Annotated in this window: 12 protein-coding genes; 7 read left to right on the top strand and 5 right to left on the bottom strand. The window is 61.1% G+C overall.

Annotated elements, in window-relative coordinates; translation table 11 throughout:
* The first annotated feature begins 104 nt into the window (after nucleotides 1-104).
* On the top strand, nucleotides 105-1,172 hold the full coding sequence (locus tag GR212_RS25690) for a GGDEF domain-containing protein (protein WP_163990873.1): 1,068 nt from the start codon (nucleotides 105-107) through the stop codon (nucleotides 1,170-1,172).
* 70 nt (nucleotides 1,173-1,242) lie between these two features.
* Here GR212_RS25690 and GR212_RS25685 read toward each other — a convergent pair whose 3' ends face one another.
* Entirely contained in the window at nucleotides 1,243-1,851 is a 609-nt protein-coding gene (locus tag GR212_RS25685; RefSeq protein WP_163990872.1) for a pyridoxamine 5'-phosphate oxidase family protein, read from the bottom strand.
* A gap of 54 nt (nucleotides 1,852-1,905) precedes the next feature.
* The gene (locus tag GR212_RS25680; RefSeq protein WP_163990870.1) at nucleotides 1,906-2,871 is read right to left on the bottom strand and encodes an alpha/beta hydrolase; all 966 of its coding nucleotides are present in this window, start codon (nucleotides 2,869-2,871) and stop codon (nucleotides 1,906-1,908) included.
* Nucleotides 2,872-2,916: 45 nt separating this feature from the next.
* Between GR212_RS25680 and GR212_RS25675 the strand changes: the two genes are divergently transcribed.
* Complete coding sequence (locus tag GR212_RS25675) at nucleotides 2,917-3,402, top strand: MarR family winged helix-turn-helix transcriptional regulator (protein WP_163990868.1); 486 nt, start codon at nucleotides 2,917-2,919, stop codon at nucleotides 3,400-3,402.
* Here the strand turns inward: GR212_RS25675 and GR212_RS25670 are convergent.
* Nucleotides 3,396-4,595 (bottom strand): low temperature requirement protein A, encoded by a 1,200-nt coding sequence (locus GR212_RS25670; RefSeq protein WP_163990865.1) that lies wholly within the window; start codon nucleotides 4,593-4,595, stop codon nucleotides 3,396-3,398. The genes GR212_RS25675 and GR212_RS25670 overlap by 7 nt on opposite strands.
* Before the next feature lie 34 nt (nucleotides 4,596-4,629).
* Nucleotides 4,630-5,004: a gamma-butyrobetaine hydroxylase-like domain-containing protein gene (locus GR212_RS25665; RefSeq protein WP_163990863.1), complete on the bottom strand. Its 375-nt coding sequence runs from the start codon at nucleotides 5,002-5,004 to the stop codon at nucleotides 4,630-4,632.
* Between the two features lie 133 nt (nucleotides 5,005-5,137).
* Between GR212_RS25665 and moaA the strand changes: the two genes are divergently transcribed.
* Together moaA and GR212_RS25655 are read left to right on the top strand one after the other, a co-directional pair.
* Nucleotides 5,138-6,187, top strand: a complete 1,050-nt coding sequence (gene moaA, locus GR212_RS25660) for a GTP 3',8-cyclase MoaA (protein WP_163990861.1) — start codon at nucleotides 5,138-5,140, stop codon at nucleotides 6,185-6,187.
* A 20-nt stretch (nucleotides 6,188-6,207) separates the two neighbouring features.
* On the top strand, nucleotides 6,208-6,960 hold the full coding sequence (locus GR212_RS25655; RefSeq protein WP_163990859.1) for an MBL fold metallo-hydrolase: 753 nt from the start codon (nucleotides 6,208-6,210) through the stop codon (nucleotides 6,958-6,960).
* Between the two features lie 105 nt (nucleotides 6,961-7,065).
* Here GR212_RS25655 and GR212_RS25650 read toward each other — a convergent pair whose 3' ends face one another.
* Complete coding sequence (locus GR212_RS25650) at nucleotides 7,066-9,615, bottom strand: methyl-accepting chemotaxis protein (protein ID WP_163990857.1); 2,550 nt, start codon at nucleotides 9,613-9,615, stop codon at nucleotides 7,066-7,068.
* 334 nt (nucleotides 9,616-9,949) lie between these two features.
* Here GR212_RS25650 and GR212_RS25645 point away from each other — a divergent pair, with 334 nt between their 5' ends.
* From GR212_RS25645 to mobB, 3 genes are read left to right on the top strand one after another with little or no spacing between them, the layout of a single operon-like run.
* Nucleotides 9,950-10,861: a DMT family transporter gene (locus tag GR212_RS25645; protein WP_163990855.1), complete on the top strand. Its 912-nt coding sequence runs from the start codon at nucleotides 9,950-9,952 to the stop codon at nucleotides 10,859-10,861.
* A gap of 10 nt (nucleotides 10,862-10,871) precedes the next feature.
* Nucleotides 10,872-11,522, top strand: coding sequence for a molybdenum cofactor guanylyltransferase MobA (gene mobA / locus GR212_RS25640; RefSeq protein WP_163990853.1), 651 nt, complete (start codon nucleotides 10,872-10,874; stop codon nucleotides 11,520-11,522).
* Complete coding sequence (mobB, locus tag GR212_RS25635; RefSeq protein ID WP_163990852.1) at nucleotides 11,519-12,052, top strand: molybdopterin-guanine dinucleotide biosynthesis protein B; 534 nt, start codon at nucleotides 11,519-11,521, stop codon at nucleotides 12,050-12,052. The genes mobA and mobB overlap by 4 nt, the downstream gene beginning before the upstream one ends.
* Nucleotides 12,053-12,170: the final 118 nt, after the last annotated feature.

Below are 12,170 nucleotides of genomic sequence, written 5' to 3'. Positions count from 1 at the left end.
CGTAATGACAGAGGATTTCTCATAACCATCTCCTTAATATTTTTTCAAAGAATCTCTGCATAAGTAGAAGAGGGAATTAACAAATACATGTACGGAGCTCACCGATGAGTACGGCGATTGCGCCCAAGGCGCAAATTCCCGACGTGGCAGGGCAGATTACCTACGCCATGCGATCCATGGGGGTCGCACCTATTCCGCGCAACTACGAACTTTTTTACGAAGCCTATATCGGCTCCAATCCCGCGCTGACCCGGGAATTGGCAGCTCTCGGCAAGAGCGCGACCCAGGAGGAACTGGACGCGATCGGAGCAAAATATTTTCCGCACCATGCGGGCCGTGTTTTCGATGATGCGCACGCCCGCCTGACGACCGAGCTGGATGGCGTGCTGCGCGCCTTGCGCCAGGAACAGACTACGCTCCAGAGCTACAATCGCCTGCTCGGCGAGACCTGCGAAAGCATAAGCTCACGGAGCCATAACAGCGCGGAACTGCTGCGCAGCGCCATCGACATGCTCGCCGTGGCAACCGGCGATACCATGGCTCAGGGTGAAAAGACGGTCGAGAACGTCGTCCAGCGCAGCCAGGAAATGGAGCTGGTCCGCAAGGAACTGGATGAGTACAAACGCATCGCCAATACCGATGCTCTGACCCGGCTTTCCAATCGCCGCGCTTTCGAGGACCGGCTGGTCGCCATCTTCGACAATCAGCTGACCAGACAGACGACGGCGCTGGTGCTTGCCGATATCGATCACTTCAAGAGAATCAACGACACGTACGGCCATCCGGTCGGCGACAAGATTCTCGCCACCGTTGCCTCCATCATCCGCGCCAATGTCCGGCGCGATGTCTTCGTGGCCCGTGTCGGCGGCGAGGAGTTCGCTCTGATCCTGGAAGCCACCAGCATCGAGGAAGTCACCATAGTCTGCGAACGAATCCGCCGCACGCTGGAGATGACGCCGTTCAAGAATTCCCGCACCAGGGTCGATTACGGTCCGATCACTCTGTCTCTGGGCATCTGCATGGCCTCCGAGGCCACCGATTCCGGCGAGCTTTACAACAAGGCCGACCTTGCGCTTTATTGCGCCAAGAATGCCGGCCGTAACTGCTCGAGCGTCTATCAGGACGGCATGCAGAAGGACTTCACCAAAAGTTGGCTCATCTACAAGAACTAGAAGCGAAGCCAACCAACCGCCGGCGCTGCTTTCCCAGGCATGCCGGCGGCTTGCTTACAAAAGCATCCCGCTACCAAAGCGTCTTGGCCGCCTGTGCCGGCCACTCGCGATCATAGGCCTCCTGATCGAAATCGCCCTTCGCCGCCTTGAGCATCATCCCTGGGCTCGGCAGGCTTGCCGGATCGGCAAACCGTTCGGCATTCCACAGTTCGGCCCGCATCACCGCCCGCGCGCATTGGAAATAGACCTCGTCGATCGTGATCACGACGACGCAACGCGGATGCTTGCCGTCCATCTCGAAACTTTCCAGCAAGGACGGCTCGATGGAGACGACCGCGCGACCGTTGAGCCGCATCGTCGTGTTCGACCCCGGAACCAGTAACATCAATGCTACGCGTGGGTCGCGCACGATGTTCGCAAGCGAATCGACGCGGTTGTTGCCGCGCCAATCGGGGAGATGCAGGGTCTTTTCATCCCAGACACGAACGACACCGCCGAGATCGCCGCGCGGCGAGCAATCCAGCCCTTCCGGCCCGACCGTTGCCAGCGCCATGAACCGAGAAGCCTCGATCATCCGGCGATAGAGCGGCGTCAGAACGCCCGTCACCTTGGTAATCGACGCCTCGCCGACCACGCCGTAGAGCTCTTTCAGTTCCTCGATGGACGTAACGATACGCATGCTGCCTCGCGCGTTTTGTGGCGATCTGCCCTAAGCCCGCGCGACGCAAGTTCGCTATGACGAGCGACGCAGCGGGGTTCGGTAGAACGATAGCACCGTCCCGTCGCCGTTTTCGAGCGGATTTTCCGCCTTCGGAGCCTCCGCGAGAAAGGCTTCGATTGCCTCAAACACTGGGGCGGCGCTGACGATGCGCCGATGCCCGAAGCCGTTGGCCCAGAAGAGGCGGACATGCGATCCCTCGGCGGCATAGGTGCGCGCATGATCGGCGCTGACCTCCTTGTCGTCCTCGGCATGGATCACCAGGACCGGCCGGTTCGGATCGAGAACGCCGCGCTTCTGGTCATAGGAAGCAAGCGTCCTGCCCGTCACCCGGCGCACCTCGTCTTCCAAAGCCGCCTGCGTCGCAGGCCCGAGACCCATCAACCGGCCAAAGTCCCTGAACAGCCATCCCATGGCGCTCGGCGCTCCGATCAGAACCAACTTGCCTGGGGAAAAGGGCTCGATATCAGGCAGAAAGCCCGCACACGCCAGCGCCAGAGACGCACCGCCAAAAGAGTGTCCGATAGCGGCATCGAAGGTGCCGAAGCGCTCTGAAGCGGCAGCGATGGCCGAGACGGCCAAACGCACGTTCAGAAACCGCCCACCGGAGCGGCCGTGCCCGGGAAGATCGAGCGAGATCACTTCCGCGCCGCTGTTTGCCAGAAAAAGCGTGAGCTCGGACATGTATTCGCTGCTGGAGCCCCAGCCGTGCACGACGAGGTAGCGCTTTCGCAGCCCCTTCGCTCCGCCATTGAAGCGATAGGCCATTGCGCGGCCGCCGGGAAACGGCAGCATGACCTGCTCGGCCGTGAGGAGGCGCTCCCTCCCCTCCATATGGGCCGCTTTGGCCTTGGAACCACGCGGCTGGCGCGAGGGCGTCAGACAGAAAAGCCGGAAAGCTGCCTTGCCGGCAAGCCGCGGCGACAGCCTTCCGAGGCCGGACAGTCCCGACCGGGTGACCTTGAGCGCAAAGGATGGCATAGTGGGATTCCGATAATGTTCAACTATGAACAATAAAGTACAACGATGAACAAAAATCAATCCCTTCCCTGGGACCATCCGCGTTTTCGAAGCTGGATCGCCGTGGCGCGCGCCTGCCAGCTCATGCAGCAATCGCTATCGCGGGCATTGGCGCATCTCGACATCAAGCCGCCGCATCTCGACATTCTGGTCAACCTGTTTCGCTTCGAAGGGATTTCCCAGCAGGAACTCGCCCGCAAGCTGCTGGTCGGCCGGTCCAACATGAGCATGCTGCTGCCGCAGATGGAAAAGCGAGGGCTGATCGAGCGGCGCGGCGACAGGCACGACAAGCGCGTGCTGCGCCTCTACCTCACGGAGGAAGGACGGCGCGTCACGAAGGAAGCCATGACCATCCAGACCGCCCTCATCGATCGCATGCTCTCGCACGCGCCGATCGAAGAGTGCGAGGCCATTGCGGTGCATATGGAGCGCGTCGTCGGCCTCCTGATACAGGAAGAACGCGAACCGCTGGAGTTTGCCGACGATCAGTGATCGCCGGCCGAGCGCGCGGAGGGAACGACGCGGTTCAAAGACGCAAACTCCCAGATGGCGACGACGACGAGCACCGCCGTTGCGAGAATGCCGAGCTGGTAGACCACGACCATCGGCAGGGTCAGCAGCAGCAGCGCCAGCCCGGCGAGCCCCACCATATGCGACAGCGGCGGCCGACCGGTGGTCACCCCTTTGAACCACAGGTTTCCAAACAGAAAGACCGCCGGGCCGCCGAGAACGGCGGCCGCGGCATGCATGTCGGCGGCATCGTGGGGATGCGCAAACAGGAATTCATCGCCAACGACGCTGAGGATGATACCGGCGAGGATGGGAATATGCGCGTAGGTAAACGCCTGCCGCGCCATGCTGCCCGGCGTGTCGTCATGCTCGATGCGATGAGCCGCCCTTTCATGGCCGAACTGGAAATAGATCCACCAGAGCGCAACCGTGCCGACGAAAGCGGTAATGAACACCGCCACGATCAAAGGCGTCACCGGCTGCTCGGCAAAGGTCTTGCCGGCCTGCAGCACCGCTTCCCCGAGGCAGATGATGATGAACAGCGCGCAACGCTCCGCCAGATGCGCGCCCGATACATCCCAGTCCGCCGTCGTCGACTTACCGAGGCCGGGCACCCGGAAGCCGAGCGCGGGCGCTGCGTATTCGATGGCGAGGGCGATCAGCCAGAGTATGACCCTCGCCTCGCCTTCGATCAGTGCGCCGGCGATCCAGAAGACAGCTGACAGCACGAGCCAGCTCGTGATGCGCAGAAAATTGCGATGGTTGGCCTGGCTCGCATCCTTCAGGGCATAGACCGTGAAGAGCGAGCGGCCGACCTGCATGAAGACATAGGCACCGGCAAAATAGATCGCCTTCTCGCCGAAAGCCTCGGGGATCGAGGCCGAGAGGATGAGCCCCGCGAACATCAGCGTGAACAGCATGATGCGCACCGGCATGCGATCCGGATCGAGCCAGTTGGTGACCCATGCGGTGAAAACCCAGACCCACCATACCGCGAAGATCAGCATGATGGCTTCGAGCGCCCCCAGCGGCGTGAAATGCTCCGCCAGCGCGTGCGCAAGCTGCGAAATCGAGAAAACGAACACCAGATCGAAAAACAGCTCGACGAAAGACACCTTGCTCTCGTTCTTGCTGCCCTTGGCGCGAAGCCAGTTTTCCCTACCCCCAAGGATCATGCCTACGCCCTTCTTTCCGTTGATGGAGATTGTGCTAGTGCGGCCTTCCGCTCGGGTCGCGACTGAGACCCTTTTCCTTCAATTCGGCCTCATAGGCCGCGAAAAGCTCATGACCCTTCTCGCCGAGTTCGCGCAGATAGGACCATGTGAAGATGCCCGTGTCATGCATGTCGTCGAATCCGATGCGCACGGCATAGTTGCCGGTCGGCGTGATGGACATGATGCCGACATTGCGCTTGCCCGGTACGGTGACTTTCTGTCCCGGGCCATGCCCCTGCACCTCGGCCGAAGGCGACAGCACGCGCAGCATTTCCGCCGGCAGGTCGAAGCTCGCGCCGTTATCGAATGTCACCCTGAGGTGATGACGGTCTTTCGATACCCGCAATTCGGTCGGCCAAACGTCGCTCATCGATTTCCCCACGCCTTTCAGTGTCATTCCGAGAATTATGCCGCCGCTCTGTCACGCGCAAGTGTAATCGAAAAGCATTTTCCTTGACGCAACAATCGCCTATGCCCACATTAGGAATCTAACGGAGGCATGAGTGAACACCATCGTCGGCAACATTGGCAACGCATCGCCGCTTCAGGCGGATGCGACCCCCATGATCGACCCTTTCGGTCGCGCCGTCACCTATTTGCGTGTTTCGGTTACTGATCGCTGCGATTTCCGCTGCACCTACTGCATGGCCGAGCACATGACCTTCTTGCCGAAGAAGGATCTCTTGACCCTCGAGGAACTCGACCGGCTCTGTTCCGCCTTCATCGCCAAGGGCGTGCGCAAGATCAGGCTTACCGGCGGCGAGCCGCTGGTGCGCAAGAACATCATGTTTCTGGTCCGGCAGCTCGGCAAGAGCGTCCAAAAAGGCGATCTCGACGAATTGACGCTGACGACGAACGGCTCGCAGCTCGCACGCCATGCCGACGAGCTTTACGATTGCGGCGTCAGGCGCATCAACGTATCCCTCGACACGCTCGATCCCGACAAGTTCCACGCCATTACCCGCTGGGGAGACTTCTCCAAGGTCATGGAGGGAATCGATGCGGCGCAAAGGGCTGGCCTGAAAATCAAGCTGAATACAGTCGCGCTCAAGGGCTTCAACGAGACCGAAATTCCCGAGCTGCTGCGCTTTGCGCATGGTCGCGGCATGGACCTGACCGTCATCGAAACGATGCCCATGGGCGAGATCGATGAGGATCGCACCGACCAGTACCTGCCGCTCTCCGAGTTGCGCGCCGATCTCGAGCGCCAGTTCACGCTGAGCGACATTCCCTACAAGACGGGTGGACCGGCCCGCTATGTCGAAGTCGCCGAAACCGGCGGCCGCCTCGGCTTCATTACGCCGATGACCCATAATTTCTGCGAGAGCTGCAACCGCGTGCGGCTCACCTGCACGGGCACGCTCTACATGTGCCTTGGCCAGAATGACGCGGCGGACCTGCGCACGGCGCTACGCGCCAGCGAAAACGACGCCCTGCTGCACACCGCAATCGACGAAGCGATTACCCGCAAGCCGAAAGGCCACGATTTCATCATCGACCGCACGCACAATCGGCCGGCGGTCTCACGCCACATGAGTGTCACCGGCGGCTAAACCCCATCGAGAAAATCAACATGCAGCTTGAGCTTATTCGCAATGCGACGCTGAAGGTAATCTATGGCGGCCATGTGCTGCTGATCGATCCCTATTTCGCGCCGCGCCACAGTCTTCCATCCTTCACCGGCCGTTCCCCCAACCCGATGACGGAGCTGCCGCGCCCGATCGACGACATCCTCGAGGGCGTCGAACTGGTGATCGTGTCGCATCTGCACACCGATCATTTCGATAGTGTGGCGAAAGAGCGCGTCCCGAAGTCGCTGCCGATCCTCTGCCAACCCGGCAACGAAGAGAATATCCGCGAGGCCGGCTTCACAGATGTCACGCCCCTCACCGAATCAACCGTATGGCAAGGGCTGACGATCACGCCGCGCCAAGGCAGCCATGGCGTCGGCCCCGTAGCAGAGAAGATGGGCTCCGTGATCGGCTTCACGCTGGAGGCGGCAGGCGAGCCTACCGTCTACTGGGCAGGCGATACGGTGCTTTATCCGCCGGTCGTCGAGACGATCCGGCAAGTTTCGCCCGACATCATCGTCACGCACTCCTGCGGCGCACGCTGGGACGGCGATCTGATCGTCATGGATGCGGAGCAGACGCTGGAAGTCAGCCGCATGGCGCCTCAGGCGACCATCGTCGCAACCCATATGGAAGCGCTCGATCACGCCACCGTGACGCGGCACGATCTCCGCCAGGCGGCAGATGCTGCCGGTCTCGATCCCTCGCGGCTGCTGATCCCCGCCGATGGCGAAACGCTTCATCTCGGCCGGTAACTCGCCGGCCTCGTGACGAACGCCGCAGTAAGCCTCAATCGAAAGCGCCGGACCATGGGCCCGGCGCTGTTGTTCGTGATGGCGTTTCTTTGGTAGACACCCTCGCTACGCGGCGCGATAGCGCGCCTCCGCGTTGCCGTACTCCGCGTAATTCACCTCGTCTTCACCGGTCCGGAAGCGGTCGATCTTTTCGGACAACGTATCGACACGCTGGCGCAGACCGTGGATCTCGGCGTTGTTTTCTTCGACCATGGCCGCATTGCGCTGGGTGATCAGCTCCACTTCGGCAACGGCGCGGGTCACTTCCTCGATCCCGGTCGACTGCTCGGTGGTAGCCGAAGAAATATCGGCAACGAGCTTCTGGACGCCGGTGACGTGGCTGATGATCTCCGCCAGCGCCGCGCCGGTCTGCTCGACCAGATGAACGCCGTTCTGCACCTGGGCGGAGCTTGCCGAAATCAGGCCCTTGATCTCCTTGGCAGCATTGGCGCAGCGTTGCGCCAGTTCGCGCACTTCCTGCGCCACCACGGCAAAGCCGCGGCCCGCTTCGCCAGCGCGGGCAGCCTCGACGCCGGCATTCAGCGCCAGCAAGTTGGTCTGGAAGGCGATTTCGTCGATGACGCCGATGATGGTGGCGATCTTCTCCGACGAGCGGTTGATCTCGCTCATGGCGCCCACAGCCTTGGCGACCACCTCGCCGGACTGTGTCGCGTAGGCCTGCGTTTCGTTGACGGAGCTCGCCGTCTGCCGCGCGCGATCGGCGGTCGAGCGTACGACGTCGCTCAGGCGATGCAGCGCGCGCGAGCTTTCTTCGAGGGCAGCGGCCTGCTGTTCGGTGCGCCGCGCCAGATCGTCAGCCGACATGGCAAGGTTGCCGGTGCCGCCCTTGATCTCTTCAGCGGTATAACGGACATCCGTCAAAGTCTCGCGAAGGGCTTCGACGGCATGATTGTAGGTGAAGGCCATTTCCACGAAGTCGGCGGAGAGATCCTCGCGCATGCCCTCTTCCAGATTGCCGTCGGCAAGCTTTGCGAGAACGTCGGCCAGCGCATTGAGCGCCTGCTTCTGCTCGGCCTCGATGCGGGAGCGTTCGGCGGCGCGGCGGGCCGCCTCCTCTGCCGACAACGCGCGGGCGCTCTCGGCTTCTCGCTCCAATCGAACATTCTCGAGCGCCGCATCGCGGAAGACGCTGACCGAGCGCACCATGTCGCCGATCTCGTCGCCGCGATTGCGGCCGTCGATCGCCACCTCGAGGTCGCCGCTTGCAAGGCGCGTCATGATTTCGGTGACGCGCTTCAGCGGGCCGCGCAAGGTCTCGACCAGCATCAGGCCGCCGACGATGGCAAGCAGCGTACCGACGATCATGGCGATGACCGAGACATTGGCCGAACGCTCGCTGTCTTCCTTGCCGAGCTCCTGGGCCTGGGCGACGAAGCCGCGCAGCGAGGTCATCGCTTCGGCGAGCAGGCCATTGGACTGCACGCGCGTCGTCTTCCAGTCGGCCGCGGTTTGCAGCAGATCGGCCGATCCATTGGTGAGGCCATCGATCAACGGCTTCATGTGCGCCGTGAAATCACGCATGGTGGCGTTGGTCTGTCCAAGCTCCGAAATGCGGGCAGCGGCCGCCTGCAGATCCTTGAGATCCGCAAGGACGAGATCGCGCGATGCTGAGTCACGGACATTTTCCATACGAGACGCATGCAGCGTTAGGCGGTCGACAACACCAAGGGCCTGGTCGACATGATCCAGAAGCTCTTTCTGGCCGTCGATAATCTTGTCGAGGCTGACAAAGCGATCGGCAGCGGTATCGCTGTTCTTGGCCGACTGCAGGGTCATTTCTCCCTCGATCTTCACGAAGCTCTGCAGGATCGGCCCCATCGCCTCGACCTTCTGGTCGGGCGTGCCGGAGCTTTTCAGCACTGCGTCGAGCTTGTCGGCGGCATCGGAAGCGTTCGCAACGAGAGGAGCGCCACGCTTGGAGACCAGCGCCTTGGAAACGGTTACCTGCTTGAGAATGGCATCGGCGTAGGTGCGCGCGTCCGAAATCTCTTCGGTGGAATCGGCCGCCATCTGCACCTGGATACGCAAGTTGCTCATCTTCTCCGACAGGCCCTTATAGGCAGCGGCATCGTAGAGCAGTTCCTTGGCGAAGGTTTCCTTGTCGCTGAAATCCTTGCGGATGATGTCGATCTGCTTGCCGGCCGCCTTGGCGATCGCCTCGATGCTTTGCACCGCCTTCTGGATGGCATCGACATCGCTGTCCTGCTTCTGGCGGATCGCCCAGAGCGTTGTCTCCTGCGCACGCATCTTGGCGGCAAGCTCGCTGACCTGAACGATCTTGGCCCGCTGATCGTCGCTCAACAGCCCGCTCAGACGATGGACGCCCTGCTCCTGTGCATCGATTTTATCCGCCAGCGCCTGGCGCGTCTCTTCGGACGGCGAAGCGGTAAACTCCTGCAGCGCCGCCTGCAGGTTTTCGAAGTCGCTGATATTTTCGATCGTGGCGCGCGTCACGGTCATATGACCGTTCAGAATATTGGCCGTGTGATAACCGGCCAGGCCGACACCGGCGATGAGAACCACCAGCGGCACCACGAAAATAAGAACCTTGGTGACAATCCTGCGGCCTTGCAAAAGACGATCAATGAAAAACATGCGGCGCCTCAACTGGATTATTAAAAATCTCCAGCGAAGGCGGGATCGTCATTCCTGCTGCGCTGCGGTAGGGCTTATGCCTCATGCAAAACCGCAGCGAGCGTCGGGAAATAAGATTGAATAAGAATTAATTGCCCGAGCAAAAGCCGCCATATCGGCAAAAATCTTACAACCACCGCACAATCATACGACCATTGCGCGAAAAAACTGTTCCAGGCGCAACAACTCCACCGCAGCGCACAATCGAATTCGGCCAAGGCAGGCGCACAATCGATTCCAATTTATGGAAAACGGCGCTACTCCAGACGAATACCTCGGGGGACTCAATTTTCTCATGCGACTGACCAAGAATACGCAGGGTGCGCTTTTCATGGCTGCATCCATGGCCGGTTTCTCCTGCAGCGATGCGCTGTCCAAGGCGGTTATCGCCTCCATGAACGCAGGCGAAATCATCTTCATTCGCGGCTTGTTCACGAGTTTTTTCGTTTATCTCCTCGCCCGCCGCATGGGCGCCCTGCGATCCTGGAAGGTCATGCTCCAGCCGATGATCGCGCTGCGCATCGCCTGTGAAGCGACGGCGGCGGCAACCTATATCACCGCTCTTGGAATGATGCCCATCGCCAATGCCTCCGCTATCCAGCAGGCAGTGCCCCTTGCCGTGACGCTCGGCGCAATGATCTTCCTGAAGGAGCCGGTGGGATGGAGGCGCTGGACGGCGATCGCGGTTGGTTTCGTCGGCGTGCTCATCATCATCCGGCCCGGTCGCGAAGGGTTCACGACGGCCGCCCTCCTTGCCATCGCCTGCATGTTTGCAACCGCGGCCCGCGATCTGGCGACGCGCTGCATCGACAAGGAGGTGCCGTCGCTGATGGTCACGCTCTGCACCGCCATATCCATTTCCGTCTTCGGAGCCTTGTGCATCGTTCCCTTTGGCGGCTGGCAGCCGGTGAGCACGACATCGCTTCTCCAGATCCTTTTGGCCTCCGTTCTCGTGCTGATCGGCTATCAGGCGGTCATCCTTGCAATGCGCATGGGCGAAATCTCCTTCGTCGCGCCATTCCGCTATCTGAGCCTCATCTGGTCCACCCTGCTGGGCCTGATCGCCTTCGGGGAAATGCCGGACGGCTGGTCCATCCTCGGCGCGGCCATTGTCATCGCCTCCGGCATCTATACCTTCTATCGCGAAAGCAAGCGGCGGAGCGCCGAGCCTGTCGCGCAGGAATCAGAACCCCGCGTTCCCGCCTGAGGTCGCAACCATGCCCGGCTTCATCGCCAATACGGAAGACATTCCCGTCGTTCTCCTTGCGGGAGGACGATCGAGCCGCATGGGCGCAAACAAGGCATTTTCCCTGCTTGGCGAAGAGAGTCTGCTCGCTCGCATCGCCGCACGCATCGCGCAGCGGCAGATGAAGCCGATCGCGCTCAATGCCGACACCGATTGGCCCGACACCATGGGGATGGACCTCGTTCCCGACCGGATCCCCGGGAAGCTCGGGCCACTTGCGGGCGTGCTTGCCGCAATGCAGGACACGACATTGCGCTATCCTCACGCCTCTCACGTCGCGACGCTCCCCATAGACAGCCCCTTCTTTCCGCTCGACCTTGCTCCACGGCTGGCACAGGCCATCGAAGGCCCCAACGAGATTGCGATCGCAGCGTCGCTGAGCCAGGACCATCCCGTTTTCGGCCTCTGGCCGGTCTCCATCGCCGCCGACTTGGGAACGTGGATCGTCTCCGACGAAAAGCGGCGCGTCAGGGATTTTCTTGCCCGCCATCAGGTCCGGCGCGTGGATTTTGCCGCGGTCGAAACACCGATCGGCCCTCTCGACCCTTTCTTCAACATCAATACGCCTGCCGATCTGATCGAAGCGGAGAAATGGCTGGCGGCACTGGAAAGCATGCCATGACGACATCACGGCCCAGAATCTTCGGCATCGCGGGATGGAAGAACTCCGGCAAGACCGGCCTTGCCGTGCGCTTGGTGACCGAGTTCACCCGGAGAGGCTATCGGATTTCGACGATCAAGCATGCGCATCATGATTTCGATATCGACAAGGTCGGCGCCGACAGCTTCCGCCATCGCGAGGCGGGAGCCCATGAGGTCACCATCGTTTCCGGGACGCGTTACGCCATCATGCACGAGCTGCGTGGCGAACCCGAACCGGGTTTCGAAGAGATATTGGCACGCCTCGCCCCTTGCGACCTCGTATTGATCGAAGGCTACAAGCGCGAGCCGATCCCCAAGATCGAGGCCCGCCGGTTGCAAGCATCCAACCGCGAACCGCTCGCTCCGCACGATGGGCATATCGTCGCCATCGCCGCCGATCATCCCGTAGAGGATGCCGGTTCGCTTCCCGTCTTCGACCTCGATGACACTCTTGCCATTGCCGATTTCATTGCCGCGGCGGTCGGCCTGGACACGCCGGCAAAGTCATGACCTCCACCAAAGGTGGAGGTTTGAAACGCTGCGCTTGAACCACTAGAAGTGGTTTTGTTAGTGCTTAGTAGCTACGATTAAAGAGGTCGGCAAAGTCGGAAGCTTTGTCGGCCTTTTC

It is taken from the genome of Martinezella lusitana (assembly GCF_010668395.1).
Classification (GTDB): Bacteria; Pseudomonadota; Alphaproteobacteria; order Rhizobiales; family Rhizobiaceae; genus Rhizobium; species Rhizobium lusitanum_A.
Note: the sequence above shows the minus strand (reverse complement) of the source record. Positions and strands in the feature narration are given on the sequence as shown.

Excerpts from the sequence above, each read along its gene's own strand:
- GR212_RS25690 (WP_163990873.1), top strand. The coding sequence starts at position 105 with ATGAGTACGGCGATTGCGCCCAAGGCGCAAATTCCCGACGTGGCAGGG.
- GR212_RS25685 (WP_163990872.1), bottom strand. The coding sequence starts at position 1,851 with ATGCGTATCGTTACGTCCATCGAGGAACTGAAAGAGCTCTACGGCGTG.
- GR212_RS25680 (WP_163990870.1), bottom strand. The coding sequence starts at position 2,871 with ATGCCATCCTTTGCGCTCAAGGTCACCCGGTCGGGACTGTCCGGCCTC.
- GR212_RS25675 (WP_163990868.1), top strand. The coding sequence starts at position 2,917 with ATGAACAAAAATCAATCCCTTCCCTGGGACCATCCGCGTTTTCGAAGC.
- GR212_RS25670 (WP_163990865.1), bottom strand. The coding sequence starts at position 4,595 with ATGATCCTTGGGGGTAGGGAAAACTGGCTTCGCGCCAAGGGCAGCAAG.
- GR212_RS25665 (WP_163990863.1), bottom strand. The coding sequence starts at position 5,004 with ATGAGCGACGTTTGGCCGACCGAATTGCGGGTATCGAAAGACCGTCAT.
- GR212_RS25655 (WP_163990859.1), top strand. The coding sequence starts at position 6,208 with ATGCAGCTTGAGCTTATTCGCAATGCGACGCTGAAGGTAATCTATGGC.
- GR212_RS25650 (WP_163990857.1), bottom strand. The coding sequence starts at position 9,615 with ATGTTTTTCATTGATCGTCTTTTGCAAGGCCGCAGGATTGTCACCAAG.
- GR212_RS25645 (WP_163990855.1), top strand. The coding sequence starts at position 9,950 with ATGCGACTGACCAAGAATACGCAGGGTGCGCTTTTCATGGCTGCATCC.
- mobA (WP_163990853.1), top strand. The coding sequence starts at position 10,872 with ATGCCCGGCTTCATCGCCAATACGGAAGACATTCCCGTCGTTCTCCTT.
- mobB (WP_163990852.1), top strand. The coding sequence starts at position 11,519 with ATGACGACATCACGGCCCAGAATCTTCGGCATCGCGGGATGGAAGAAC.